The 21467-nt window shown below is 67.7% G+C and carries 20 protein-coding genes; 6 read left to right on the top strand and 14 right to left on the bottom strand.

Annotated features, from left to right (window positions below):
- Positions 1-17: 17 nt before the first annotated feature.
- Positions 18-992 carry a tripartite tricarboxylate transporter substrate-binding protein gene (locus tag RT614_RS09770; protein ID WP_313621905.1) on the bottom strand — a complete coding sequence of 325 codons (975 nt, stop codon included), beginning with the start codon at positions 990-992 and terminating at the stop codon, positions 18-20.
- Between the two features lie 466 nt (positions 993-1458).
- Here RT614_RS09770 and RT614_RS09765 point away from each other — a divergent pair, with 466 nt between their 5' ends.
- Positions 1459-3876, top strand: coding sequence for a mechanosensitive ion channel domain-containing protein (locus RT614_RS09765; protein ID WP_313621904.1), 2418 nt, complete (start codon positions 1459-1461; stop codon positions 3874-3876).
- A 42-nt stretch (positions 3877-3918) separates the two neighbouring features.
- Here the strand turns inward: RT614_RS09765 and RT614_RS09760 are convergent, their stop codons facing one another.
- Positions 3919-5274 (bottom strand): GAF domain-containing protein, encoded by a 1356-nt coding sequence (locus RT614_RS09760; protein WP_313621903.1) that lies wholly within the window; start codon positions 5272-5274, stop codon positions 3919-3921.
- The gene (locus RT614_RS09755; RefSeq protein ID WP_313621902.1) at positions 5271-5762 is read right to left on the bottom strand and encodes a hypothetical protein; all 492 of its coding nucleotides are present in this window, start codon (positions 5760-5762) and stop codon (positions 5271-5273) included. The genes RT614_RS09760 and RT614_RS09755 overlap by 4 nt, the downstream gene beginning before the upstream one ends.
- 271 nt (positions 5763-6033) lie before the next feature.
- Here RT614_RS09755 and RT614_RS09750 point away from each other — a divergent pair, with 271 nt between their 5' ends.
- Positions 6034-6777, top strand: a complete 744-nt coding sequence (locus tag RT614_RS09750) for a hemerythrin domain-containing protein (RefSeq protein WP_313621901.1) — start codon at positions 6034-6036, stop codon at positions 6775-6777.
- A 54-nt stretch (positions 6778-6831) separates the two neighbouring features.
- Here RT614_RS09750 and RT614_RS09745 read toward each other — a convergent pair whose 3' ends face one another.
- Positions 6832-7536: a hypothetical protein gene (locus RT614_RS09745; RefSeq protein ID WP_313621900.1), complete on the bottom strand. Its 705-nt coding sequence runs from the start codon at positions 7534-7536 to the stop codon at positions 6832-6834.
- Between the two features lie 369 nt (positions 7537-7905).
- On the opposite strand from RT614_RS09745, the gene RT614_RS09740 reads away from it, so the two are divergent.
- Positions 7906-8733 (top strand): alpha/beta hydrolase, encoded by an 828-nt coding sequence (locus tag RT614_RS09740; protein ID WP_313622052.1) that lies wholly within the window; start codon positions 7906-7908, stop codon positions 8731-8733.
- 73 nt (positions 8734-8806) lie between these two features.
- Entirely contained in the window at positions 8807-9724 is a 918-nt protein-coding gene (locus RT614_RS09735) for an MBL fold metallo-hydrolase (RefSeq protein WP_313621899.1), read from the top strand.
- Here RT614_RS09735 and RT614_RS09730 read toward each other — a convergent pair.
- From RT614_RS09730 to RT614_RS09700, 7 genes are all read right to left on the bottom strand, one after another.
- Positions 9708-11108, bottom strand: a complete 1401-nt coding sequence (locus tag RT614_RS09730; protein WP_313621898.1) for a M20 family metallopeptidase — start codon at positions 11106-11108, stop codon at positions 9708-9710. The two genes, RT614_RS09735 and RT614_RS09730, sit on opposite strands and share 17 nt — an antisense overlap.
- A complete protein-coding gene (locus RT614_RS09725; protein ID WP_313621897.1) occupies positions 11105-12085 on the bottom strand; it encodes an oligopeptide/dipeptide ABC transporter ATP-binding protein in 981 nt (326 codons plus the stop codon). Before RT614_RS09725 ends, RT614_RS09730 begins: the two co-directional genes overlap by 4 nt.
- Positions 12082-13071: an ABC transporter ATP-binding protein gene (locus RT614_RS09720; RefSeq protein ID WP_313621896.1), complete on the bottom strand. Its 990-nt coding sequence runs from the start codon at positions 13069-13071 to the stop codon at positions 12082-12084. The genes RT614_RS09725 and RT614_RS09720 overlap by 4 nt, the downstream gene beginning before the upstream one ends.
- Before the next feature lie 2 nt (positions 13072-13073).
- On the bottom strand, positions 13074-13991 hold the full coding sequence (locus RT614_RS09715; protein ID WP_313621895.1) for an ABC transporter permease: 918 nt from the start codon (positions 13989-13991) through the stop codon (positions 13074-13076).
- 1 nt (position 13992) lies between these two features.
- On the bottom strand, positions 13993-14910 hold the full coding sequence (locus RT614_RS09710) for an ABC transporter permease (protein ID WP_313621894.1): 918 nt from the start codon (positions 14908-14910) through the stop codon (positions 13993-13995).
- A 70-nt stretch (positions 14911-14980) separates the two neighbouring features.
- The gene (locus RT614_RS09705) at positions 14981-16552 is read right to left on the bottom strand and encodes an ABC transporter substrate-binding protein (protein WP_313621893.1); all 1572 of its coding nucleotides are present in this window, start codon (positions 16550-16552) and stop codon (positions 14981-14983) included.
- 23 nt (positions 16553-16575) lie between these two features.
- On the bottom strand, positions 16576-17325 hold the full coding sequence (locus RT614_RS09700) for a GntR family transcriptional regulator (protein WP_313621892.1): 750 nt from the start codon (positions 17323-17325) through the stop codon (positions 16576-16578).
- A gap of 200 nt (positions 17326-17525) precedes the next feature.
- Here RT614_RS09700 and RT614_RS09695 point away from each other — a divergent pair, with 200 nt between their 5' ends.
- Both RT614_RS09695 and RT614_RS09690 read left to right on the top strand, forming a co-directional pair.
- Positions 17526-18722, top strand: coding sequence for an aminotransferase class V-fold PLP-dependent enzyme (locus RT614_RS09695; RefSeq protein WP_313621891.1), 1197 nt, complete (start codon positions 17526-17528; stop codon positions 18720-18722).
- Positions 18723-18732: 10 nt separating this feature from the next.
- Positions 18733-19803 carry a serine hydrolase gene (locus tag RT614_RS09690; RefSeq protein ID WP_313621890.1) on the top strand — a complete coding sequence of 357 codons (1071 nt, stop codon included), beginning with the start codon at positions 18733-18735 and terminating at the stop codon, positions 19801-19803.
- 129 nt (positions 19804-19932) lie between these two features.
- Here the strand turns inward: RT614_RS09690 and RT614_RS09685 are convergent, their stop codons facing one another.
- Genes RT614_RS09685 through RT614_RS09675 form a run of 3 tightly spaced genes read right to left on the bottom strand, consistent with a single transcriptional unit; the run spans position 19933 to position 21452 of the window.
- Entirely contained in the window at positions 19933-20670 is a 738-nt protein-coding gene (locus tag RT614_RS09685; RefSeq protein WP_313621889.1) for an RNA polymerase sigma factor, read from the bottom strand.
- A 24-nt stretch (positions 20671-20694) separates the two neighbouring features.
- A complete protein-coding gene (locus tag RT614_RS09680) occupies positions 20695-21117 on the bottom strand; it encodes a DUF2231 domain-containing protein (RefSeq protein WP_313621888.1) in 423 nt (140 codons plus the stop codon).
- The gene (locus RT614_RS09675; RefSeq protein ID WP_313621887.1) at positions 21114-21452 is read right to left on the bottom strand and encodes a hypothetical protein; all 339 of its coding nucleotides are present in this window, start codon (positions 21450-21452) and stop codon (positions 21114-21116) included. The genes RT614_RS09680 and RT614_RS09675 overlap by 4 nt, the downstream gene beginning before the upstream one ends.
- Positions 21453-21467: the final 15 nt, after the last annotated feature.

The raw sequence follows: 21467 nt of genomic DNA, 5'->3' as shown, positions 1-21467 counted from the left end.
TTTATTGCTGGCCGGCGTTATTCCACGCGCGCCCCGGACGCCTCGACCACCTTGCCCGCGGCCTCGAAATCCGCCTTCAGCAAATCCTGGAACTGCGCGGCCGACCTGGCTTCGGCTTCGACGCCCAGCGACGCCAGGCGCGCCTGCACCTTGGGATCGGCCAGCACTTTGTTGACCGCGGCATTGATCTGGTCGCGGTCGGCGGCGGAAATGCCGGCGGGCGCCAGGAGGCCCAGCCAGGAATCGAACGCGTAGCCCGGCAGGCCGCTTTCGGCGACGGTGGGCAGGTCGGGCGCGAAGCGCGAGCGGGTCTTGCCGGTGTAGGCCAGGAAGGTCACGCGCGGGTCGTTGCGGTAGGCGGTGACGCCGATGGTGGCGGCGGTGACGGCCTGGACGCGGCCGGCCAGCAGCTCGGTCACGGCGTCGCCCGTGGATTTCATGGGGATGTGCTGCATCTGGGCGCCGGCGGCGGTCAGGAAAGACGCCATGCCCAGGTGCGAGGCGCTGCCGTTGCCGGCCGACGCGTAGTCGTAGCCGCCGGGCTTGGCCTTGACCGCCTGGATGAAGTCGGCCGTGTTCTTGGCGTTCAGCGAGGCGGCCGCCAGGATGATGTAGCCGGTGTTGCCAATGTAGGCCACGCCGGTGAAGTCCTTGTAGGCGTCGTAGCTCAGGTTCTTGTACAGATACCCGGCGATGTTGTGGCTGGCGGCGGCCAGCACCAGCGTGTTGCCGTCCGGCTTGGCCCGGGCCACCTGGGCCGTGCCGACGGTGCCGCCCGCGCCGGCTCGGTTTTCGACGACGATGGAGGCGTCCAGCGCCTTGCCCAGTTCATCGCTGATCGCGCGGGCGATCGTGTCCTGGACCGCGCCGGTGCCATAGGGCACCACGATGCGGATGACGCGTTGTTCGGCGTGGGCTGCGCCCATGCCGGCGACGGCCAGAGCAAGGGCGAGCAAGGTATTGCGGCGTGCAGCTTGGAATCGGGTAGACATGAAGCGGACTCGTGGTGATGGCGCGGCTGCGGGATGCAGTGCGGGCATGGCGGCGTTGGACTCTAATGACTCGCGTCCCGTACGCCAACGAATTAATTGGCGCTTGTTTATTTCTTGCGGCGATATAGCGGCGCTCGGTCGCCGTTGCGCCGGCGATCCGGCAGCCATTGATACGTTCCGTCCCCATGCTCTCCGGGCGCGGTGCCGCCCGGCCCACGCGAAGTGGCGGCCGCCCCTTGCGCAGGACCGCCGCCCCATGGGCTTTATCATGTGGGCGGTGACTGCGCCGTGACCGGCGTCATGCGCCCCGTTTTTATCTTGCGTTTCACCTTCAAGGCCGCGCCCCGATCGCACAGGAGATTTATTAGTGGTTAGACCCGCGACGACAGCATCCATTTCCTTCCCGCCCCGACTACAGGCCGCCCATTTCTGGCGGCGCAGACGGGAAAGGCCCTGGCTGGCGGCCATGCTGCTGGCGGCGATGCTGAGTTGCCTGTCTCTCTTGTGGCATGCCCCGGCCCAGGCCGCGTTTCCATTGCTGCCGCAGGCGCAGGCGCAGGAGCCGGCGGCCGCCTCCCCGGCGTTGACGCCGGCCGCGCTGGCCGACCTGCTGGACAATCCCGAAGCCCGCCAGGCGCTGATCGACCAATTGCGCTCGCAGGCGGCCGGAACCAAGCCTGGAGCGGCCGGCGCTGCGCCGGCCAAGGCGCCGCCCGCGAAGCAGACGCCCGCCGAAGCGGCGGAGCCGACCCTGCAGGAGCGCATGGCCGATGGCGTGCAGCGCTTTCTGACCGGCGTGGCTGCCGACATGGGGCAGGGCGTGGACGATATGCGCGCGCTGGCCTCCGGACGCAGCCTGCGGATGGACAGCGGCACGGCGGGCAATGCCTTGCTGCCGCTGGCGCTGGCCGCCGTGGCCACGATCATCGCGTTCATCCTGCTGCGGATGATCGCCATGCGGATCTACACGCGGATCGATCATTGGGTGGCGGAGCAGGGCGGCGACCTGCAATCCCCGGCCAAACGCACCGGGCCCGCCACGATGCGGGTGCTGTATCGCCGCGCGGGCGCCATCGTGGGCGCGCTGGCCATCGACGTGGGCGTCGTGCTGCTGGCCGCGATGGCCGGCGGCGCCGCGGCGCTGTGGACCACGCCGGGACGCGGCACGCTGGATGTGCTGGCGGCGGTGTTTCTGAAAGCATTCGTGGCGGTGGAGATCGTGAAGGTGCTGATCCGCACGGTCTTCGCGGTGCGGCATCCGCATCTTCGCCTGTTGCCGATGTCGGACGAGCTTGCCAAGTACTGGAACGGGTGGCTGGTGCGCGTCGTGGCGGCGGCCGGCTACGGCACGCTGCTGGTGGGTCCGGTGATGGCGGCGGCGCTGTCGCCCGCGCTGGGTCGGCTGGCCAGCATGCTCATCATGCTGGCGGTGTACGTCTATGCCGTGCGCGTCATCTGGCAGAACCGGCAGTCGGTGCGCGAACGCCTGGACCGACGCGCCGCGGGCGCGGCCACGTTCATGGGCTCGCGGCTGCGCTTCCTGTCGCGTGTGTGGCACGTGCTGGGCATCGTGTACTTCACGATCCTGCTGATCGTCAGCCAGGTCGACCCGACGAACGCGCTGCCGTTCATGGCCCGCGCCACGGCGCAGACGCTGCTGGTCATCGGCGTGGGCAGCCTGCTGATCCTGCTGCTGAACGCGGTGCTGGCCAAGCCCGTCCGCCTGTCGGACGACCTGCGGCGGCGGCTGCCGCTGCTGGAAGCGCGCGTCAATGCCTACGTGCCGGCCACCCTGAAGGTGGTGGGCTGGATCATCCGCATCGTCATCCTGCTGCTGATCCTGGATGCGTGGCGCGCCTTCGACCTGTCGCGCTGGCTGGCCTCGTCTGCTGGCGCTGCGGCGATCAAGGTGGTGCTGAACATCGTCATCGTGCTGCTGATCGCGATGCTGGCCTGGACCGTGATCGCCAGCATCATCGAACATCGCCTCAGCCAGAGCGAGGAACGCGGCATGCCCAGCGCGCGCGAGCGCACCCTGCTGGCCCTGTTCCGCAACGCGTCGTTGATCGTCATCGTGACGATGACCGTGATGGTGCTGCTGTCGCAGATCGGCATCGACGTGGGGCCGCTGATCGCCGGCGCCGGCGTGGTCGGCCTGGCCATCGGCTTTGGCGCGCAGAAGCTGGTGCAGGACATCATCACCGGCGTCTTCATCCAGCTTGAAAACGGGATGAACGAGAACGACGTGGTGCAGGTGGCGGGCGTGTTCGGCACCGTCGAGAAGATGACGATCCGGTCGGTGGGGATCCGGACGCTGGACGGCGGTTATCACCTGGTGCCGTTCTCGTCGGTGGATGTCGTTGCCAATCACATGCGTGATTTCTCGTATCACCTGGGTGAATACACCATTGCCCACCGTGAGAGCGTGGATGACGCGGTCGAGCACATGCGCGCGGCGTTCGCCGAGCTCATGACCGATTCGGTGCTGGGCCCGGAAATCCTGGAAGAGATGACGGTCGCCGGCGTCACGGCGGTCAACGACAAGGGCGTGACGATCCGGATCCTGATCAAGACCACGCCGGGGATGCAGTGGGCGGTGCAGCGCGGCTACAACCGCCTCTTGAAGAAGCATTTCGACGCCGCAGGCATCGAGCTGCCGTATCCGCACACGGTCGTGTATTTCGGGCAGGACAAGCGGGGCTATGCGCCGCCGGCCAATGTGGCCGTGCAGACCGAACGCCTGGACGAAGGCGACAATGCGCGCGCGGCGGGCCATACGCGGCGCCCGTTGATGCCCGAAGCAAGGGGCCAGGATTCGGCCGAGGTGCTGGGCAACGAACTGGAGGCGCGGGAAGAAGCCGAGGCGGACGCACCGCGGACGTAGCGCGCCGCGGCGGGAAAACCGCCCGGGCTTCGGTCAGGGCGGTCAGCCTTCCCCAGATTCCAGCTGCAATGCGCGTCCCGCCGCAAGCGCATAGCAGCCGCGCCGCAGCTTGTGTATCTGGAGCGGTCCGCCCCAGTCGGCAAGGCGGCGCTGCAACAGCAGCAGTCGCACCCCCAGGTTGTCCTGCACGTCGGGCAGGCCCAGCGCGCTTCCCGCCAGCCGTAGCTCCCGCGTTGAAAAATCCCATCGGCCGCTGCGTTGCGCATCGCTGGCGATCTTCCAGAGGATGGCGCCCGCGACCCCCTTGATGAGATATTGGCCGTCGATGAACACCGTGCCGTCCCGGGGGAAGTAGCGCAGGTGCAAGGTCGAACCTTGCACCGTGGATGGCGCCGCATGCGCATCCTGGTGTGTTGGCGCCGTGGCATCCAGCTCGGCGCGTTGCAGCGCCACCAGCGCCTGCGCCAGCTGGGCGCCCAGGACGGCCAGGGCGTCCTCGTCGTCGTAGCCGAAAAACTGATCGCTCTCGCTTTCCACCAGTAGCGCGCCCACTGTGCGGCCCTGCGCGCGCAGCGGCACGGCAAGTTGGCTGCACGGAGTGGGCAGGCCCGGCAGCGCGATGGGCTGGCCGTCGATGCCGCCCTGGTCTACGGCGATCTGGTGCAACGTGCGGCCGTAGCGGTACATGCGCGCCATATGGCCGATGCGCAGCGCGACGCCCTCGCGCACGGCCACGCCGGCCAGTCCGGCCTCGGCCAGCGGAAGTTCGGCGCCGATTCCCGGCTGGGCGTAGCCCATGCTGGCCAGGGCATACAGGCTCTGGCGGTGCGAATCCAGCAGCCAGAGAATTGCATGGCGCACCGCCAGGTCCTGGCGCAGGCCGTCCAGCGCCACCTGGGGCAGCAGGGCCAGGTCGCTGCAATCGGCAAGCCGGGCCGACACCGCGCGCGCGCCCGCGGCCAGGTCGCAACGGGGTTTTAACGTGGCCAGCGGCGCGCCCTCATGCAACGGCGCGATGTCCTGCACCCGGTAGATGTCGGCGCCGCGCAGGCGGAAGACGTCTTCCATGCCGGTATGCGCGGCGATGCCCGCCAGCTTGGCGCGCAGGCGTTCGAAGACCGGCCCTTCGGTTTCGGTGCGCAGATAGCGCAGTTGCAGCGCCAGGCCGCCGCCGGTGCTCGGGTCCTCGACCATCAGGCTGGCGCGGCCGGTGGCAAGAATGTTCTGGCGGCTGTGGTTGAAGAACTGGAAGGTCAGGGCGACGTGCTCGGGGTCCACGTATTCCACGTGCGACAGCAGGTTGACGTGGGGAACGCCGTCTTCCGACACGCTGCACAGGGTGGGCGGGATGCCGCCGTCCAGGATGCGGCGCACGGCGTGCAGGGTCAGCGCGCTCATGGGCCGGCCTCCAGGTCGATGGGCTGGCCGGCATGGGGGCCCGGCGTCTGGTTCCAGGCGCCGGTCACGCTGAAATAGACGGCCACCAGGTCCCCGACCTGCACGTCGTACCAGTGCGCCAGGAAGGGGGCGCCGGCAAAGCCATCGACGTCGGCGAGTTCCTGGGATAGCGTGTCGCGCCGCAGCGCAAGGAGCGCGGCGTGGGACGGCAGGGCGGGCTGCACGCGCGCGTCGCGGCCCTTGAGGTGCAGCGTGCGGTTGGTGCGAGGCGAGGTGGCGAGCATGGCTATCTGGCCGGTTTCGCGCAAGGCGGCCACCACAAGGGGCGCGGCGCGTTCGGCCAGCAGCGCCATCATGCGGCCGTCGGGCAGTGCGTCGGCGGCCAGCGCCCGGCATACGCGGGGGACGCCAACATGATCGCAGGCGCCCAGCCGCAGCGACGGCAGCATGGGCAGGCTGTTGCTCCATTCGGCGGGCAGTCTCGGCACGGCGGTCACCTTCGGAAAGTGCGGCGCGGGCGGTGCGGAAAATCATAACCCACCGCTCCCGGCCGTAGCCGCATGCCGATTAGCGATTTTTTAACCGCGACTTAACAAACTCTTAGCAAACGGGAGGAGGCGGCGTTCCTACACTTTGTCCAGCCGGTTTCCGATGCGGCGGCAACACGCAACACGCAACACGCAACACGCAACACGCAACACGCAACACGCATCGGGCGTTCGGCGGGCACCGCCATTCCATTGCTTTCGAGGCACGCACATGAACTGCAAGACCGAAGTCCTGTCCTTTCCCTCGTCCAGCGCCGGCGCGGCGCCGCGCATGGACATCTACGTCGGCATCCACAAGGCGCTGCGCGCCATGATGCTGGACACGCTGCAGGCCGTGGGCTGCATCGACGTCCACGATCCGGCCGCCTCGCGGGCGGTCTGCGAGCGCGTGCTCGATCTGGCCGGCCTATGCGCGAGCCACCTTGCGCACGAGAACGACTTCGTGCATCCCGCGATGGAAGCGCGCCGTCCCGGCTCCAGCGGACGCATCGCCGCCGAGCATGTCGAGCACCTGGCCGCCATCCAGACGCTGCGCGATGGCGTGTCCCGCCTGAACGCGGCGCGCGGCGCTGCCGCAAAGACAGACGCGGCGCTGCGCCTGTATCGCGCGCTGGCGCTCTTCGTTGGCGAGAACTTCGCCCACATGCACATCGAGGAGTCGCATCACAACCAGGTGCTGTGGGCCTGCTATAGCGACGACGAGTTGCGCGCCTTGGAAGGGGCCATCGTGGCGTCGCTGCCGCCGGCCGAGAACCTGTGCGTCCTGCGGTGGATGATTCCGGCCATGACGCCGGATGAGCGTGCGGGGCTGCTGGCCGGCCTGCGGGCCGGCGCCCCGGCGCCTGTCTTCGAGGCCGTGCTGGGGGCGGTGCAGCCGCACATGAGTCCGCGGGAATGGGAAAAACTCATGGACGCGCTGGCGCCCGCTCCGTTTCCCGCGGCGGTCGCAGCCTGAACCCGGCCGGATGCGGCCGAGGCTCGCGGCCGGCGCCCACGCCGGCGACAGACCTCAGCGCTGCGGCTGCACGCCTGCGTTGCGCAAGCGTTCCTCGACCGCGTTGTAGCCGGCGCGCGTCATATTGGTCTTGCGGATGGCCTTGTCGCACGCCGCGCGGTCGTCGGGGCATCCCGCCTTGCCGGGCATGTCTCCCGCCACCACGAAGTAGTCGATCACGAACTTCGCCACGCGTTTTTCGGTGGGCTTGCCTTGCAGGAATCCGGCGATGTCGGCGCGAAACTTCGCGGTCGTCTTTTCGACGACCGGCGTCCAGTCCTGGCATTGCGAGAACGTGACCACGCCGTCGGCCCACGCCGTCTTGCCGCACAACAGCATCAGGCCTTCGGCGGGCCGGGTCCCGGCGGGCAACGTTGCGCGCACCGTGGCGGCGGAGGTGCCGGGGAACGTGACCACGCCGGCCTTCGCCGCCGCGCCGTCGATATTCGCCTTCAGCACGAACAGTTCTTCGAGCACGGCCGGCGCCTCGGCCGTCGGCCCATTGGCATACATGTTCGAGACTTCCGCGGGGTCCGCGAGGGCTGCGTCCATCTGCCGGCCCAACATGCGCGGGCTGACCCGCAGCAAGGCATCGTGCTCTTCGCGGATGCCATATTCAAGGACGGCGCGCTCGATGGCGGTGGGCGTATACGCAGCGCTGGCGAGCGTGGGGAGCAAGGCGGTGGCGGCGGCTGCCAGCGCGAGGGGAATCGACTTCATGAAGGCTCGAACAGGATTGAAAGGGCGAGAAGGGTAACCGAGATATCGCGTCGCGGGGGCTGCGTCGGCCGCGTATCGCGACTCGGGGGCGTGCGGCCGCGCGGCGCCGAGTGCGTGCGCGCATCCCGCTGCGCATTGGTGCGCTACGCACAACATCGTGCTTCCCGCGCCGGGTCTACCGCGTGCAGGGCCCCGGTCCTACGATGGCCTCACTGTCTCTCACCGACCCGAGGAATCCAAATGAACGACTCGTACAACCCGGCCCGCCGCAGCATGCTCGTCGGCAGCGCCGTCCTGGCGAGCGGCGCCTTCGTCATCGGCGCCGAAGCAGCCCCGCAGCCCACCCCCCAACCCAAACGGAGCACTTCCATGGACAGCAATACTTTCGTCACGAAGGACGGCACGCAGCTGTATTACAAGGACTGGGGCGCAGGCCCGGTCGTCACTTTCTCGCATGGCTGGCCGCTCAATGCGGACGCCTGGGACGGGCAGTTGCACTTCCTTGCCCAGAACGGCTTCCGGGTCATTGCGCACGACCGCCGCGGCCACGGCCGCTCGTCGCAGCCGTCGTCCGGCAACGACATGGACACGTACGCCGATGACCTGGCCCAACTCATCGAGGCGCTGGACGTCAAGAACATCGCGATGGTGGGCCACTCCACCGGCGGCGGCGAAGTGGCGCGGTACATCGGCCGCCATGGCAACAAGCGCGTCGCCCGCGCCGTGCTCATCGGCGCGGTGCCGCCGGTGATGCTGAAGTCCGCGGCCAATCCCGAAGGCCTGCCGATCGAGGTCTTCAATGGCATTCGCGATGGCGTGGCCGGCGACCGGTCGCAGTTCTACAAGGACCTGGCCGTGCCGTTCTACGGCGCCAACCGGCCCGATTCCAAGGTGTCGCAAGGCCAGCTCGACCAGTTCTGGCTGTGGAGTATGCAGAGCGGGCAGAAGAATGCCTACGAATGCGTCAAGGCGTTCTCGGAGACCGATTTCACCGAGGACCTGAAGAAGATCGACGTGCCCACGCTGTTCATGCACGGCGAAGACGACCAGATCGTGCCGATCCACGATTCCGCGAAGAAGGCCGTGCGCCTGGTGAAGAACGCGCAGGCGATCTATTACCCGGGCGCGCCGCACGGCCTGACCGCCACGATGCAGGACCGCATCAACGCCGATCTGCTCGCCTTCCTGCGCGGCTGACGGCTCGTCGATTCATTCAGACCTGGGCCAGGCCGATTCCGTCGGCCCGGGCCACCCCTTCAGGAGATTCGCCATGTTTATCGTAGAAAACGCTCCGCCCGCCGCCGTCCAGGCGCCCATTGACCTGGTGCCTTCCCGTTACGCGGTGCAGGTCGGCGACATTGAGGCGCTGGTGGTCAGCGACGGCGTGCTGCCGCTGCCCACGTCAACGATGGCCACCAATGCCGATCCGGCGGACCTGGCCAACTGGCTGGACCGCATGTACATGCCGCCCGACGCCTTCGACTGGCCGCTGAACGTGATGGTGGCCAAGAGCGGCGCCCAGACCATCCTGATCGACGCGGGGCTGGGCGGCCAGTTCCCGGGCTTTCCGCGCGCCGGGCAGTTTCCGCAGCGGCTGCAGGCGGCGGGCATCCCGCTCGAGTCCGTGACGGACGTGATCATCACGCACATGCACATGGACCACGTGGGCGGGCTGCTGGTCGACGGCGTGAGGGAGCGCCTGAGCCCCAACGTGCGCATCCACGTGTCGGCCACGGAGGTCGCGTTCTGGACGTCGCCCGACTTCACGCAGACCGTCATGCCCAAGCCGGTGCCGAACGTGCTGCGTTCCACGGCCAAGAGATTTTACGAGATCTACCGTGACCGGCTGCACATCTTTGAAGACCGGCATGAGGTGGCGCCGGGCGTGATCGTCCGGCTGACCGGCGGCCACACGCCGGGGCATAGCGTGGTCGACCTGGTCTCGGGCGGCGAACGCCTGACCTTTGCCGGCGACGCGATGTTTCCGGTGGCGTTCGACCATCCCGAATGGCATAACGGCTTCGAACACGACCCCGAGGAATCGGAGCGTGTGCGCGTCGGCCTGTTCCGTGAACTGGCCGAAAACCGCGGCCTGCTGGTGGCCGCCCACCTGCCGTTCCCGTCCGTCGGCCGGGTGGCGGTGGAGGGCGATGCGTTCCGCTGGGTTCCGGTTATCTGGGATTACTGATGGCCGGCGTGCCGCCCGCGCCAAGATCCCAGTACAGCCCCGTCATCAGGCACAGCCCCTGCCGCAGCAGTTCCGGCGGCAGGTGCTCGTTGGGCGCATGCTGGGAGCATCCGGGGTACGAGTGCGGCACCCAGATCGTGCGCAGGCCCAGGACGTCGGTGAAGATGTCGTTGGGCAGCGAGCCGCCCAGGTTGGGCAGGAGCGCGGTCTTTTCGCCCGACGTGCGTTCCAGCGAGTCTACGGCCCAGCGCACCCAGGGATCGTCGGGATCGATGCGGGTGGCGCGGAACATGGATTCGCGGGTCAGCGAGATCTTGACCATCGAAAATCCGTTGCTGTCCAGGTGGCGGCGCAGGGCGGGGATCAGGTCGTCGGGATCCACTCCGACGACGAAGCGCAGCTGGCAGCGGGCCCAGGCCCGCGGCGGAATGGCGTTGACGGGCGTGTCCGGATTGCCGGTCTTGTAGGCCAGCACCTCGAACGAGCACCAGCCGAATACGCGTTCGGCGGGCGATAGCCCCGGCTCGCCCCAATCCGGTTCGATCTCCGGGCCATCCGCGCCGCCGTCGACTTCGCAGTCGGCCAGCGCGCGCCGCACGGAGTCTGGCAGTTCTTTGGGCACCCATTCCGGAATCCGGATCTGGCCGGTGGGCGACGCAATGCTGGCGATCGCATGTGCAAGCTGCAGGCCGGGATTGGAGATCAAGCCGCCCCAGTTGCCCGAATGATGACCGCCGGCGCGCGCTTCGATGGTCAGGTCGACGTTCAGGCTGCCGCGTGCGCCCAGGAAGATGGTGGGGCGGCTGGCGCTCAGCCGGGGTCCGTCCGAGGCGATCAGCAGGTCGGCCGCCAGGAGGTCGCGATGTTCCTCGCATAGTTCGCGCAGGCCCATCGAACCGGTTTCCTCGCCCATCTCGATCAGGTATTTGGCGTTGAAGCCCAGCTTGCCCCGAGTCTCCAGCACCATCCGCAGCGCTTCCATGTTGGTGCTGTGCTGGCCCTTGTTGTCGGCGATGCCGCGGCCGTACCAGCGGCCTTCGGATTCCGTCAGCGCCCAGGGCGACAGGCCTTCCTTCCACTCGCGTTCCAGGCCGCGGATGACGTCGCCGTGGCCATAGCCCAGCACCGTGGGCAGGGCGGGATCCTCGATGCGCTCGGCATAGAGGAATGGCGCCAGCGCCTTGGGATGCGTGAGCGTGCGGCAGGTGAAACCCATGGCCTCGAAGGCCGGGCGGATCTCGGCTTCCAGGTAATCGGCCAGCACGGCGGCGCGATCGGGGTTCTGGCTTTCCGTGGGCAGCGCCAGGCGGCGCGCCAGCAGGGCGCGGAAGGCGCCGGAATCAAAGCACTCTTCGGCCTGGGCGATGGCTTGTGCGCGGGTCATGGCTGTCGGGCTCCGTCGGGTGGGGTGGGTACGGAAGGGTAGAGGTGGCAGGCCACCAGGGCGTGTTCGCGCACGGCCAGCGCGGGTCTATCGGTCTTGCACTGGGGCATGGCGTGCTGGCAGCGCGGGTGGAACGGGCAGCCGGACGGCGGATGCAGCGGGTCGGGGAACGACAGCCCCAGGCCCATGTCCGGTATGCCCAGTCCGGGCTCGGGCGTCAGCACCGACGCCAGCAGCGCTTGCGTATAAGGATGGCGCGGATCGTGAAAGAGGCGGGCGGTGGGCGCCGATTCGACCACGCGGCCCAGGTACATCACGGCCACGTGCGTGGCGATGTGTTCCACCACGGCCAGGTTGTGGCTGATGAACACATAGGTCAGGTTGAAGTCGCGCCGCAGATCCATCAGCAGGTTCATGATCTGCGCCTGCACCGACACGTCCAGCGCGGACGTCGGTTCGTCGCAGATCACGATCTCGGGCTGCATCACCAGCGCTCGCGCGATGGCGACCCGCTGCCGCTGCCCGCCGGAGAGCTGCCCGGGCGTGTTGTGGGCCAGCCGGGGCGGCAGGCCCACGCGTTCCAGCATTTCGATGGCCTTGTGCAGCTTCGGGTTGGGGATGCCATGCACTTCCAGCGGCAGCGACACGATGGACGCGATGGAACGGCGCGGATTCAGCGACGAATACGGATCCTGGAAAATGGGCTGGACACGCCGCGCCAGCGCGCGCCGGTCCATCTGGCGGATGTCCTGCCCCTCCAGGCGGATGGCGCCCTCGGTGGGCGGCGTCAGGCCCAGCAGCATGCGCGCCAGCGTCGACTTGCCGCAGCCGGATTCGCCCACGATGCCCAGCACCGAGCCCCGGCCCACCGACAGGTCCACGCCATTGACCGCGTGCAAGGTGGCGCGCGGGCGGAACATGCCGGCGCGCACGGTGAACTGCCGGCTGACGGCTTCGGCTTGCAGCAGCGCGCTCATGCCGGCACTCCTTCGGCGGCCAGCACGCAGCGCCATTGCTGACCGGACGGCTGGCCGTGGACGGGAACGGCCTGGCGGCATTGCGCCTGCGCGTAGGGACAGCGGTCGGCGAAGGCGCAGCCGCGCAGCTCGCCCACCAGCGACGGGACCACGCCGGGTATGGTGCCCAGCGCCTGGCCGGGCGCCGTGCGGCCGGGCACGGGAATACAGCCCAGCAGACCCTGCGTATAGGGATGGCGCGGCGTGGCGAAGATGTCGGCCACCGGGCCTTCTTCCACGATCTGGCCCGCGTACATCACCGCGACTTGCCGCGCGATGCGCGCCACCACGCCCAGGTCATGCGTGATCAACACCATGGCGATGCCCAGCTCGGCCTGCAGGTCGGCCAGCAGCCGCAGGATCTGCGCCTGGATGGTGACGTCCAGCGCCGTGCTGGGCTCGTCGGCGATCAGCAGCTCGGGGCCGCACATCAGCGCCATCGCGATCATCACGCGCTGGCGCAGTCCGCCGGACAACTGGTGCGGATACTGCGCCAGCCGTTGGCCGGCGGATGCGATGCCGACCTTTTCCAGCAGCTCCACCGCGCGGTCCCGCGCCTGCTGGCTGGTGGCCTTGCGATGGTGGATGTAATGCTCGGTCAGTTGTTCGCCGATGGCGTAGGCGGGATTCAGCGCCGTCATCGGTTCCTGGAAGATCATGGCCATCTTGCTGCCGCGCAGCGCGTTGATGCGCCGTCCGCGCGCCTTGGACAGGTCTTCGCCCAGCACCGCCAGCCGCCGCGTGGTGCGCCGGGCGGCCTTGGGCAACAGGCCCATGATGGCCAGCGACGTCATGGACTTTCCGCAGCCCGATTCCCCCACCAGACACAGCGTTTCACCGCGCCTGACCTGGAAGGACACGTCGCGCACGGCGTGCAGCGGGCCGCGCGGCGTGGCGATGTCGACCGTCAGGCCCTGCACGTCCAGGACGATATCCGTGTCGTTCATGCTCAGGCCCTCTCTTCAGGCGTCAGGAGTTGGTGCAGTCCGTCGCCGGCCAGGTTGATCGCGAAGATCAGCAGCGCCAGCGCCGAGCCGGGAATGGCGATCAGCCAGAACGAGAAGAACATGTAGGCCTTGGCCTCCGAGATCATCAGGCCCCACGACGGCAGCGGCGGCTGCACGCCCAGGCCCAGGAAAGACAGCGAGGCTTCCAGCAGGATGGCGCTGGCGGCTTCCAGCGTGGCGATGACGATGAGCTGCGGCACCACGTTGGGCAGCACTTCGCCCCATACGATGCGCCAGGTGCTGGCGCCGGCGGCCTGCGCCGCGGCCACGTATTCCAGCGAGCGCACCTGTTGCGTGGCGCTGCGCATCACCACTGCGTAGCGGTCCCACTTCAAGAGGCCCAGCACCAGGATCACCACCCACAGCGATCCGCCCACGATCGCCACGGTGGCCAGCGCGACCAGGATGACGGGCATCGACAGCCGCGTGGTGATGAGGAACGACACGGCCATGTCGACCTTGCCCGCGAAATAGCCGGCCGCCATGCCCATCGCCGTGCCGATCAGGCCGGAGATCAGGGCGACGCTGATGCCTATCAGCAGCGAGATGCGCGCGCCGTAGAACAGGCGGGACATGTAGTCGCGGCCGAGCTGGTCGGTGCCCAGCGGGTGCAGCCAGGTGCCTTTTTCATACCAGACGGGCGGCGCCGTGCGGTAGGCGAGGTCCTGGAAATAGGGATCGTGCGGCGAGATCCACGGGGCCAGCAAGGCGATCAGCACGATGAGCAGCAGGATGCCGCCGCCGGCCAGCAGCGCCTTGTTGCGGCGCAAGCGGCGCCAGCGCAGGGCGGACGCGGACAGTTCCAGCGGCGCCGGAGCGGGGGCGCCGGGCGCGGAGGGGGTGAGGATAGGCGTGTTCATGTCAGGACACCCGGATGCGCGGATCGAGCCACGCGTTGGCGACGTCGGCCGCCAGCGTCAGAAGGACATACAGCACCGACAGCAGCAGCACGATGAGCTGCATTACCGGGTAGTCCTTGTAGGTGATGCTCTGGTAGGCCAGGTACCCCAGGCCGTCCAGCGCGAAGATGGTCTCGATGACGACCGAGCCGCCCAGCAGGTAGCCCAACTGCACCGCGGCCAGCGCAACGACGGGAACGATGGCGTTGCGCAGGGCGTGCTTGAAGATGATCTTGCGCGCCGGCAGCCCCTTGGCTCGGGCGGTCCGGATGTAGTCGGCCCCCAGCACCTCGATCATGCCCGCGCGGATCAGCCGCATGAAGGCGGGCGCCACGTAGTAGCCCAGGGCGATGGCGGGCATGACGAAATGCTGCCAGGTGCCGCTGCCCGACACCGGCAGGATGCGCAGCGAGATCGAGAACAGCATGATCAGGATCAGCGCGAAGAAGAAGTTGGGCAGCGCCTGGCCCAGCACGGCGATCGCCAGGCAGATGCGGTCGATCAGGCTGCCCTTGTAGATGGCGGCCAGCACGCCCAGCGGAATCGAAATGAACAAGGCGAACGCCAGCGCGGCCATGCCCAGCTTCAGCGTGGTGGCAAGCTTGGACAGGATCAGCGGCCCGGCTTCGGTCTTGAAGTAGACCGACGTGCCGAAGTCGCCCTGCAGGATGTGCCACAGCCAGTCGGCGTACTGGACGGCCAGCGGACGGTCCAGGCCGTAGGTCTTGCGGATCATGTCGATGTCGGCTTGCCGCGCGCCTTCGCCGGCCAGCGCCAGCGCCGGGTCGCCCGACAGGTGCAGCAGCAGGAACGCCAGGACGGAAACGGTCAGCGCCACCAGCGCAGCCAGGCCCAGGCGCCTGATCGTGAATTGAAGCATGCGACTTCCTTTCTGCTATCTGTTCAGCAGCGCCGGGCAGCGGGGAAGGCGGCCCGGCGCGAACCGCGCCTTACTTCCAGCTCATGTCCCAGAAGCGCACCAGCTCGTCCGAGTAGGGCTTGAAGTTCACGTCCTTGGTGGCGACGTAGTAGGCGGGCAGTGTCCACAGCGGCACGGCGTAGGCCTTCTCCGCGATGATGTCCAGCGCCTCTTTGTAGGCCGCGTTGCGCGGGCCGCTGTCGATCGTGTGATCGCCCTTGTTCAGCAGGTCACGCACCTTCGGATCGCGCGTGATGTCGTCGTTGCCGAAGGCGAAGTACACCGGCGTGGACGCCGACACGTCGTTGACCAGGTTGGAGCCCCAGGTCTGGTGCGTGAGCGACGCCTTGTTGGCGCGGATCATGTCGCGCATGGCGGCGTACTGCAGGAAGTTCAGCTTGGCCCGGATGCCCACGGCCTGCAGGTAATTGATGATGGCTTCGGTCTGGTTGCGTTCGCGGTAGGCCACGATGTCGATGTCGAAGCCGTTGGGAAAGCCCGCTTCGGCCAGCAGCTTCTTGGCCTGCGCCGGGTCGTACTTGTAGGTCGGCGCGCCGTCCTGCGTGCAGCCCACCTGCGACGGGGTGCAGATGGTGTTGATGAGCCCGCCGCCTTCGCCCACGATGTTCTTGAGCATCGCGTTGCGGTCGATGGCGTGAACGATGGCGCGGCGCACGCGTTCGTCCTTCAGTTGGGGCGCGGGCGTGCCTTCCAGGATGTTCATCTGCATGAACACGATGCGCATGGTGTTGCCGGTGACCATCTGCAGGTTGGGCATGCCGCCCAGCTGTTCGGCCTGGTCCTTGGGCACGCTCATGATCAGGTCTTCGCCGCCCGAGATCACTTCGGCCATCTGCGTCTGGCGGTCCGGGATGAAGCGGATGACCACCTTGCCGATCTTGGGCTGCGCCTTGGGCGAGTCCTTGAAGTAGTCGGCATTGCGCTCCAGCGTGATGGACTTGCCGGGCTGGTAGTCCACGACCTTGTATGGACCGGATCCCACCGGCTTGGCGTTCATGCCCTTGGGGCCGACTTCCTGGTAGTACTTGGCGGGGTGGATGGCCGCGGTGGTGGACAGGTATTCCTTGGCGCCGGGGAAGGGCTCCTTGGTGGTCAGGCGCACCTTGTATTTGTCGATCTTCTCGACTTTGTCGATCCACGACACGTTCTGCTGCGTGACGGCCTTGTTCTTCGGATCGGCCACGAAGTTCAGCGTGTAGACCACGGAGTCGGCGTCGAACTCTTCGCCGTTGTGGAATTTGACGCCTTCGCGCAGCTCGAATTCCATGGTCTTGTCGTCGACCTGCTTCCAGCTTTTGGCCAGCTGGCCCTTGTACTCGTTCGTGACCGGGTCGCGGTAGAGCAGGGTGTCCCACACGTTGGCGGCGATGATGACGCCAATGCGGACATTGTTGAAGTAGGGATCGACGCTTTCCGGCGCCTGGTCATAGGCCATGCGCAAGGTGTCGTCTTTCTTGCCGGCAAGCGCCGGCTGGACGGCCAATGCGGCGCAGGCCATGACGGCGGCGGCAAGCACCTTCAGGGCAGGGGTGCGGCGGGAGGACAGCGCAGGTGTAGCGGGTGTGAAGCGACAATCAGCCATGGTGAAGGCTCCTCTTGAAAGCACTACATGTGTTGCGTATCGGTCGTCTCGCTTCGGCTTTTCAGCGCCGCGTCGCATTTGCGCTGCAGGTGCTGCCGCATGATGGCTGCCAGCCGCTCCGCGTCGCGCGCGTCCAGGGCCTCCGCCATTTCTATGTGTTCTCGCATCGCCAGATCCCACTTCTGGCGGTTCTCGTTCGACACGAAGCGCAGATTCTGGATCCGCGCGTTCTGCGCGTCGTAAAGCTGTTTCAGCAGGCTGTTGTGCGCGGCCAGGCTGATGCGTTCGTGGATTTCGCGGTTGGTGCGGAAGTACGTCGGCAGGTCGTGGCGCGCGTGGCTGGCCATCATTTCGTAGGTCAGCGCGCGGATCTCGGCGATCTCAGTGTCCGTGGCGCGTTCGCACGCCATCCGGCACGACATGGCTTCCAGCCCGCCGATGACTTCGAAGGCCTCGCGGATGTTCGCTTCCGACAGCGCCACCACCTGCGCGCCGCGATTGGGTTCGATCTGCACCAGACCGTCGGCGGCCAAGAGGCGAAAGGCTTCGCGCAGCGGGGTGCGCGACACGCCCAGCAGGTCGCACAACGCGCGTTCGTTCAGCCGGGCGCCGGGCGGGAATTCGCCCTGGATGATGCGTTCGCGCAGTTGTCCTGCCGCCGTGGCCGCAAGCGTGCGGCCGTCGCCGGCGGCACGGGCCGGCGGCTGCGGCGCGGGATCGGACGCGGCGACGGCCGCGGCGGGATCCGGCAACAGGCTAGGATCGCTGCTCATTGGTATACAAAAATTTCCCTTGTTTTCGCAGACTATAAACCTGTCTTTCGTTTCAATCTGATGGTGAATACCCTAGGTTATCGACGTAAAAACAATGGGATAGAGTGGCGCATGCCGCAAGTCCGCCTGCGCGTCGAGCCTCGTCCGTCCGCCGCGCAGTTCCTGGTTGGTATACAAACCCTTCACGTTGGGGGCGACGCATGATTTCCCTGAACAAACACCTTTCCGGCCGGCATTTCCTGCAGATTCCGGGGCCCACGAACGTGCCCGACCGGGTGCTGCGCGCCATCGACCAGCCCACCATCGATCATCGCGGGCCCGAGTTCGGCGAACTGGGCCTGTCGGTGCTGGCTGGCGTCAAGCACGTCTTCCAGACCAAGGCGCCGGTGGTGATCTATCCGGCCTCCGGCACGGGCGCGTGGGAAGCCGCGCTGGTCAACACGCTGTCGCCGGGCGACCGGGTGCTGATGGTGGAAACCGGCCACTTCGCCAGCCTTTGGCGCAAGCTGGCCGGCCGGTTGAATCTGGAGGTGGACTACATCGAGGGCGACTGGCGCCATCCCGTGGATGCCGACGTGATCGGCGCGCGCCTGGCCGCCGACGCCGAGCACAGCATCAAGGCGGTGTGCGTGGTGCACAACGAGACTTCCACCGGCGTGACCAGCGACATCGCCGCCGTGCGCGCGGCCATTGACGCGGCGCGCCATCCGGCGCTGCTGATGGTCGACACGATTTCGTCGCTGGGCTCCATCGACTACCGCCACGACGAATGGGGCGTGGACGTCACGGTGGCGGGTTCGCAGAAAGGGCTGATGCTGCCGCCCGGCCTGTCCTTCAACGCGGTCGGACCGCGCGCGCTGGCGGCGGCCGAGACCGCGCGGCTGCCCCGGTCGTACTGGGACTGGCGCGAGATGCTGGGGCCGAACGCCAAGGGCTATTTTCCGTATACGCCTTCAACGAATCTGCTTTATGGCCTGCATGAAGCGCTGGCCATGCTGCAGGCCGAGGGCCTGCCGCGCGTATTCGCGCGCCACAAACGCCATGCCCGCGCCACCCGGCTTGCGGTGGCCGGCTGGGGGCTTGAACTGCTCAGCCTCGACCCCGCCGCGCACAGCCCTGCGCTGACCGCCGTGCTGATGCCGGAAGGCCATGGCGCCGACGCGCTGCGCAAGGTCATCCTGGACCGCTTCGACATGTCGCTGGGACAGGGGCTGGGCAAGCTTTCCGACCGCATTTTCCGTATCGGCCATCTGGGCCATTTCAACGACCTGACGCTATGCGGCACGCTGGCCGGCGTCGAAATGGGCCTGGCAGCCGCAGGCGTTCCGCACCAGTCGGGCGGGCTGCAGGCGGCGATGGAATACCTGACGCGCGCGCCGGAAGGCGCGGGCGAATGAACCACACACAATGACGAGGGAACCCATGAATACGCTCATGCAGCAGGCGATCCAGTTCGCCAACGACCACGAATCCGCCTGGGACCGCAGCGTCAAGGGCAACTTCGGCGTGCACCTGAACGATCCGCCGCCCTGGAACCGCCTGCTCGGTCCCATCCACGATCGCGGGCCGGTGTCCGGCGTGGTCGTGGTGGACGGCAAGACCGTGGCCTCGTGGGGCGAGCCCGACCGCGCCGACCTGACCTTCAGCGTCGCCAAGCTGTACCTGGCCATCCTGGCGGGCGTGGCGCATGATCGCGGCCTGCTGCCCGATGTGGACGAACCCGTGGGCAAGCGCGTGCCGGGCATCGGCTTTGACGAAGGCAACAACGCGTCCATCACGTGGCGCCACCTGCTGCAACAGACCAGCGAGTGGGAAGGCGAGCGCTTCGGCGTGTCGGACCAGGCGGACCGCTACCGCGCCGTCACGTTCGGCGTGCCGCCCGACGGCAAGAAGGGCGATGCGCGGCCCTTGCAGCAGCCCGGCACGTACTGGGAATACAACGACGTGCGCATCAATCAGCTTTCGTATGCGCTGCTGCATCTGTTCCGCAAACCGCTGCCGGACGTGTTCCGCGAGGCCGTCACGCGGCCCATCGGATGCAGCGAAGACTGGCAATGGGTGGGCTATGACGAAGCCTGGGTCGAGATCGACGGCCAGCGCATGCCTTCGGTTCCGGGCGGTTCGCATTGGGGCGGCGGCATGTCAATCAGCGCCAACGACCAGGCGCTGATCGGCCAGATGCTGCTGAACGACGGCCAGGCCAACGGCCAACAAATCCTGTCGCGCGAATGGCTGCAGGCCATGCGCACGCCTTGCGAGATCGCGCCGTACTACGGCTACCTGATCTGGCTGAACCACGAAGGCAAGGTATTCCCCAGCGTGCCGTCGTCCAGCTTCTTCGGAGTGGGGGCGGGCAGCTCGTTCACCTGGGTGGAACCGGAACGCAAGATGGTGGTGATCGTGCGCTGGCTCAATTCCGCCCATGCGGATGAACTGTTCGGCAAGATTCTTGCCGCGGTGGACGCTGGCGAGGCCTGACGCGCTGAACCGGCGCGCTGCACCGGCATGCCCCACCGGCGCGCCGCACCTGCGCGCCCCACCCGCACGCCTGACCGCCGCGCCTGACCGCCGCGCCAGCCGGCAAGGCGCGGCAGCGGCGGGCGGGATTCAGGGGCGGCGATCCGCCGCCTTGCCTCCGTCCGCTGGATCGGATCCCTTGCGGACCTCGTCCAGCACGCCCGCAACAATGCGGTCGCACCGCGCGCCGTCAAACGAGAACGCGTCGTTCAGGGCGACATCGATCTGGCTTGCCAGTCCTTCGCGCAGCAGCGCGCGGGCGCGGAAGTAACGCGTCCGGACCGTGGCCTCGGGAATGTCCAGCGCCTGCGCAACCTCCTGCACGCTCATTTCTTCCACGGCCCGCAACATGAACACGGTGCGGAAGTCCTCGGGCAGCAGATCGATGCGGTCTTCCATCAGCTTTCGCATCTGGGCGCGCATGGCGGAAGATTCGGGCCGGCTATCGGGATCGTCGGACAACGAGGCTTGGATGTCGGGGTCGATGGCGTTCATGGCGGCATCCAGGGGAATGACCTGGGCGTGGCGTCGTTTCAGGCGCCTGAGCGCCGCGTTGACGACGATCCGCACCAGCCAGGTCGACAGGCGGGCGTCCGACCGGAAATCGCCCAGGGCGCGCCAGGCGCACAGGTAGGCATCCTGCAGCGCGTCTTCGGCGTCACTGTCGCTTTTCAGGATGCTGCGGGCCGTGCGGAACAGCAGCCGGTTGTTGCGCCGCATGATCGCTTCGAAGGCGGCTTCGTCCCCGGCCGCCGCGCGGGCGATGAGGTCGGCCTCGGTGGCCGGGGTGGCAGCCGGCACGCGCGGCTGGTGGAGTGCATGTGGCATAGGGCCTCCGGGACCTTGGCCGAGCTATTCGCTAGAGCGTCCGACGCCGTACCGGTAGACCAGGGCGCCGCCCAGCCAGCCGCCCGCCGCCAGACAGACGAAGCCTGCCGCATCCAGCATCAGGGACACCGCGTCGGGCTCGAGCGGCCGCCATTGCTCCAATCGCAGCACCAGGCGCAAGGTGAACAGCGTGGCCGCCACAAGCATGACGCCCATGTGCCAATAGGCTACTCGCAACGCCGGGCCGTCGGGTATCCGGGACAGCTCCAGCATGCCGGCAAGCATCGCCAGCACGGCCATGCCGCATCCCACCGCCAGCAGTCCGCCCGACCAGCGCCAGGCGGCTTCGCCGAACCACAGCCCGGCGAAATCCGCCGCCACCGCCAACGACCAGCAGGCGACCGGGAAGTGCACCAGCGCGGGATGCAGGGGATGGCGCGGGATCACAGCAGCACGCTTGCAAGGGTCAGGAATCCCACGACGGCGACGCCCGCGTGGATGACCACGATCGCCTTGGGCGGGAGCTTCCTGCGCGCATGGAACGAGGCCAGGAAGAATCCCCCCAAGGCCGCGAGCAGCAACAGCGCGAAGCCGATCACCGCCTGCTGCGGCGCGTTGCCCTGGACGATCAGGGTGATCAGCAGGATCAGCCCGGCCGCGCCAAGCAGCGCATGCAGCACCGATACCGCCCAGGGAGCAAACTTGTTGCGCAGCACGTGCGCGGCAAGCACCAGGCCGCCGACGGCGGCGACCGCAAAGACCACGATGGCATAGGTGAGCATGGGTTTTCTCCGAAG

Origin of the sequence: Achromobacter sp. (genome assembly GCF_032102605.1) — a bacterium.
Taxonomy (GTDB): Bacteria; Pseudomonadota; Gammaproteobacteria; order Burkholderiales; family Burkholderiaceae_B; genus Achromobacter.
Note: the sequence above shows the minus strand (reverse complement) of the source record. Positions and strands in the feature narration are given on the sequence as shown.

What these genes read in the sequence shown, in the direction of transcription:
- RT614_RS09770 (WP_313621905.1), bottom strand. Translation starts at nt 992, where the DNA reads ATGTCTACCCGATTCCAAGCTGCACGCCGCAATACCTTGCTCGCCCTT.
- RT614_RS09750 (WP_313621901.1), top strand. Translation starts at nt 6,034, where the DNA reads ATGAACTGCAAGACCGAAGTCCTGTCCTTTCCCTCGTCCAGCGCCGGC.
- RT614_RS09740 (WP_313622052.1), top strand. Translation starts at nt 7,906, where the DNA reads ATGGACAGCAATACTTTCGTCACGAAGGACGGCACGCAGCTGTATTAC.
- RT614_RS09695 (WP_313621891.1), top strand. Translation starts at nt 17,526, where the DNA reads ATGATTTCCCTGAACAAACACCTTTCCGGCCGGCATTTCCTGCAGATT.
- RT614_RS09745 (WP_313621900.1), bottom strand. Translation starts at nt 7,536, where the DNA reads ATGAAGTCGATTCCCCTCGCGCTGGCAGCCGCCGCCACCGCCTTGCTC.
- RT614_RS09730 (WP_313621898.1), bottom strand. Translation starts at nt 11,108, where the DNA reads ATGACCCGCGCACAAGCCATCGCCCAGGCCGAAGAGTGCTTTGATTCC.
- RT614_RS09705 (WP_313621893.1), bottom strand. Translation starts at nt 16,552, where the DNA reads ATGGCTGATTGTCGCTTCACACCCGCTACACCTGCGCTGTCCTCCCGC.
- RT614_RS09720 (WP_313621896.1), bottom strand. Translation starts at nt 13,071, where the DNA reads ATGAACGACACGGATATCGTCCTGGACGTGCAGGGCCTGACGGTCGAC.
- RT614_RS09700 (WP_313621892.1), bottom strand. Translation starts at nt 17,325, where the DNA reads ATGAGCAGCGATCCTAGCCTGTTGCCGGATCCCGCCGCGGCCGTCGCC.
- RT614_RS09715 (WP_313621895.1), bottom strand. Translation starts at nt 13,991, where the DNA reads ATGAACACGCCTATCCTCACCCCCTCCGCGCCCGGCGCCCCCGCTCCG.
- RT614_RS09710 (WP_313621894.1), bottom strand. Translation starts at nt 14,910, where the DNA reads ATGCTTCAATTCACGATCAGGCGCCTGGGCCTGGCTGCGCTGGTGGCG.
- RT614_RS09765 (WP_313621904.1), top strand. Translation starts at nt 1,459, where the DNA reads ATGCTGCTGGCGGCGATGCTGAGTTGCCTGTCTCTCTTGTGGCATGCC.
- RT614_RS09725 (WP_313621897.1), bottom strand. Translation starts at nt 12,085, where the DNA reads ATGAGCGCGCTGCTGCAAGCCGAAGCCGTCAGCCGGCAGTTCACCGTG.
- RT614_RS09685 (WP_313621889.1), bottom strand. Translation starts at nt 20,670, where the DNA reads ATGCCACATGCACTCCACCAGCCGCGCGTGCCGGCTGCCACCCCGGCC.
- RT614_RS09735 (WP_313621899.1), top strand. Translation starts at nt 8,807, where the DNA reads ATGTTTATCGTAGAAAACGCTCCGCCCGCCGCCGTCCAGGCGCCCATT.
- RT614_RS09760 (WP_313621903.1), bottom strand. Translation starts at nt 5,274, where the DNA reads ATGAGCGCGCTGACCCTGCACGCCGTGCGCCGCATCCTGGACGGCGGC.
- RT614_RS09690 (WP_313621890.1), top strand. Translation starts at nt 18,733, where the DNA reads ATGACGAGGGAACCCATGAATACGCTCATGCAGCAGGCGATCCAGTTC.
- RT614_RS09675 (WP_313621887.1), bottom strand. Translation starts at nt 21,452, where the DNA reads ATGCTCACCTATGCCATCGTGGTCTTTGCGGTCGCCGCCGTCGGCGGC.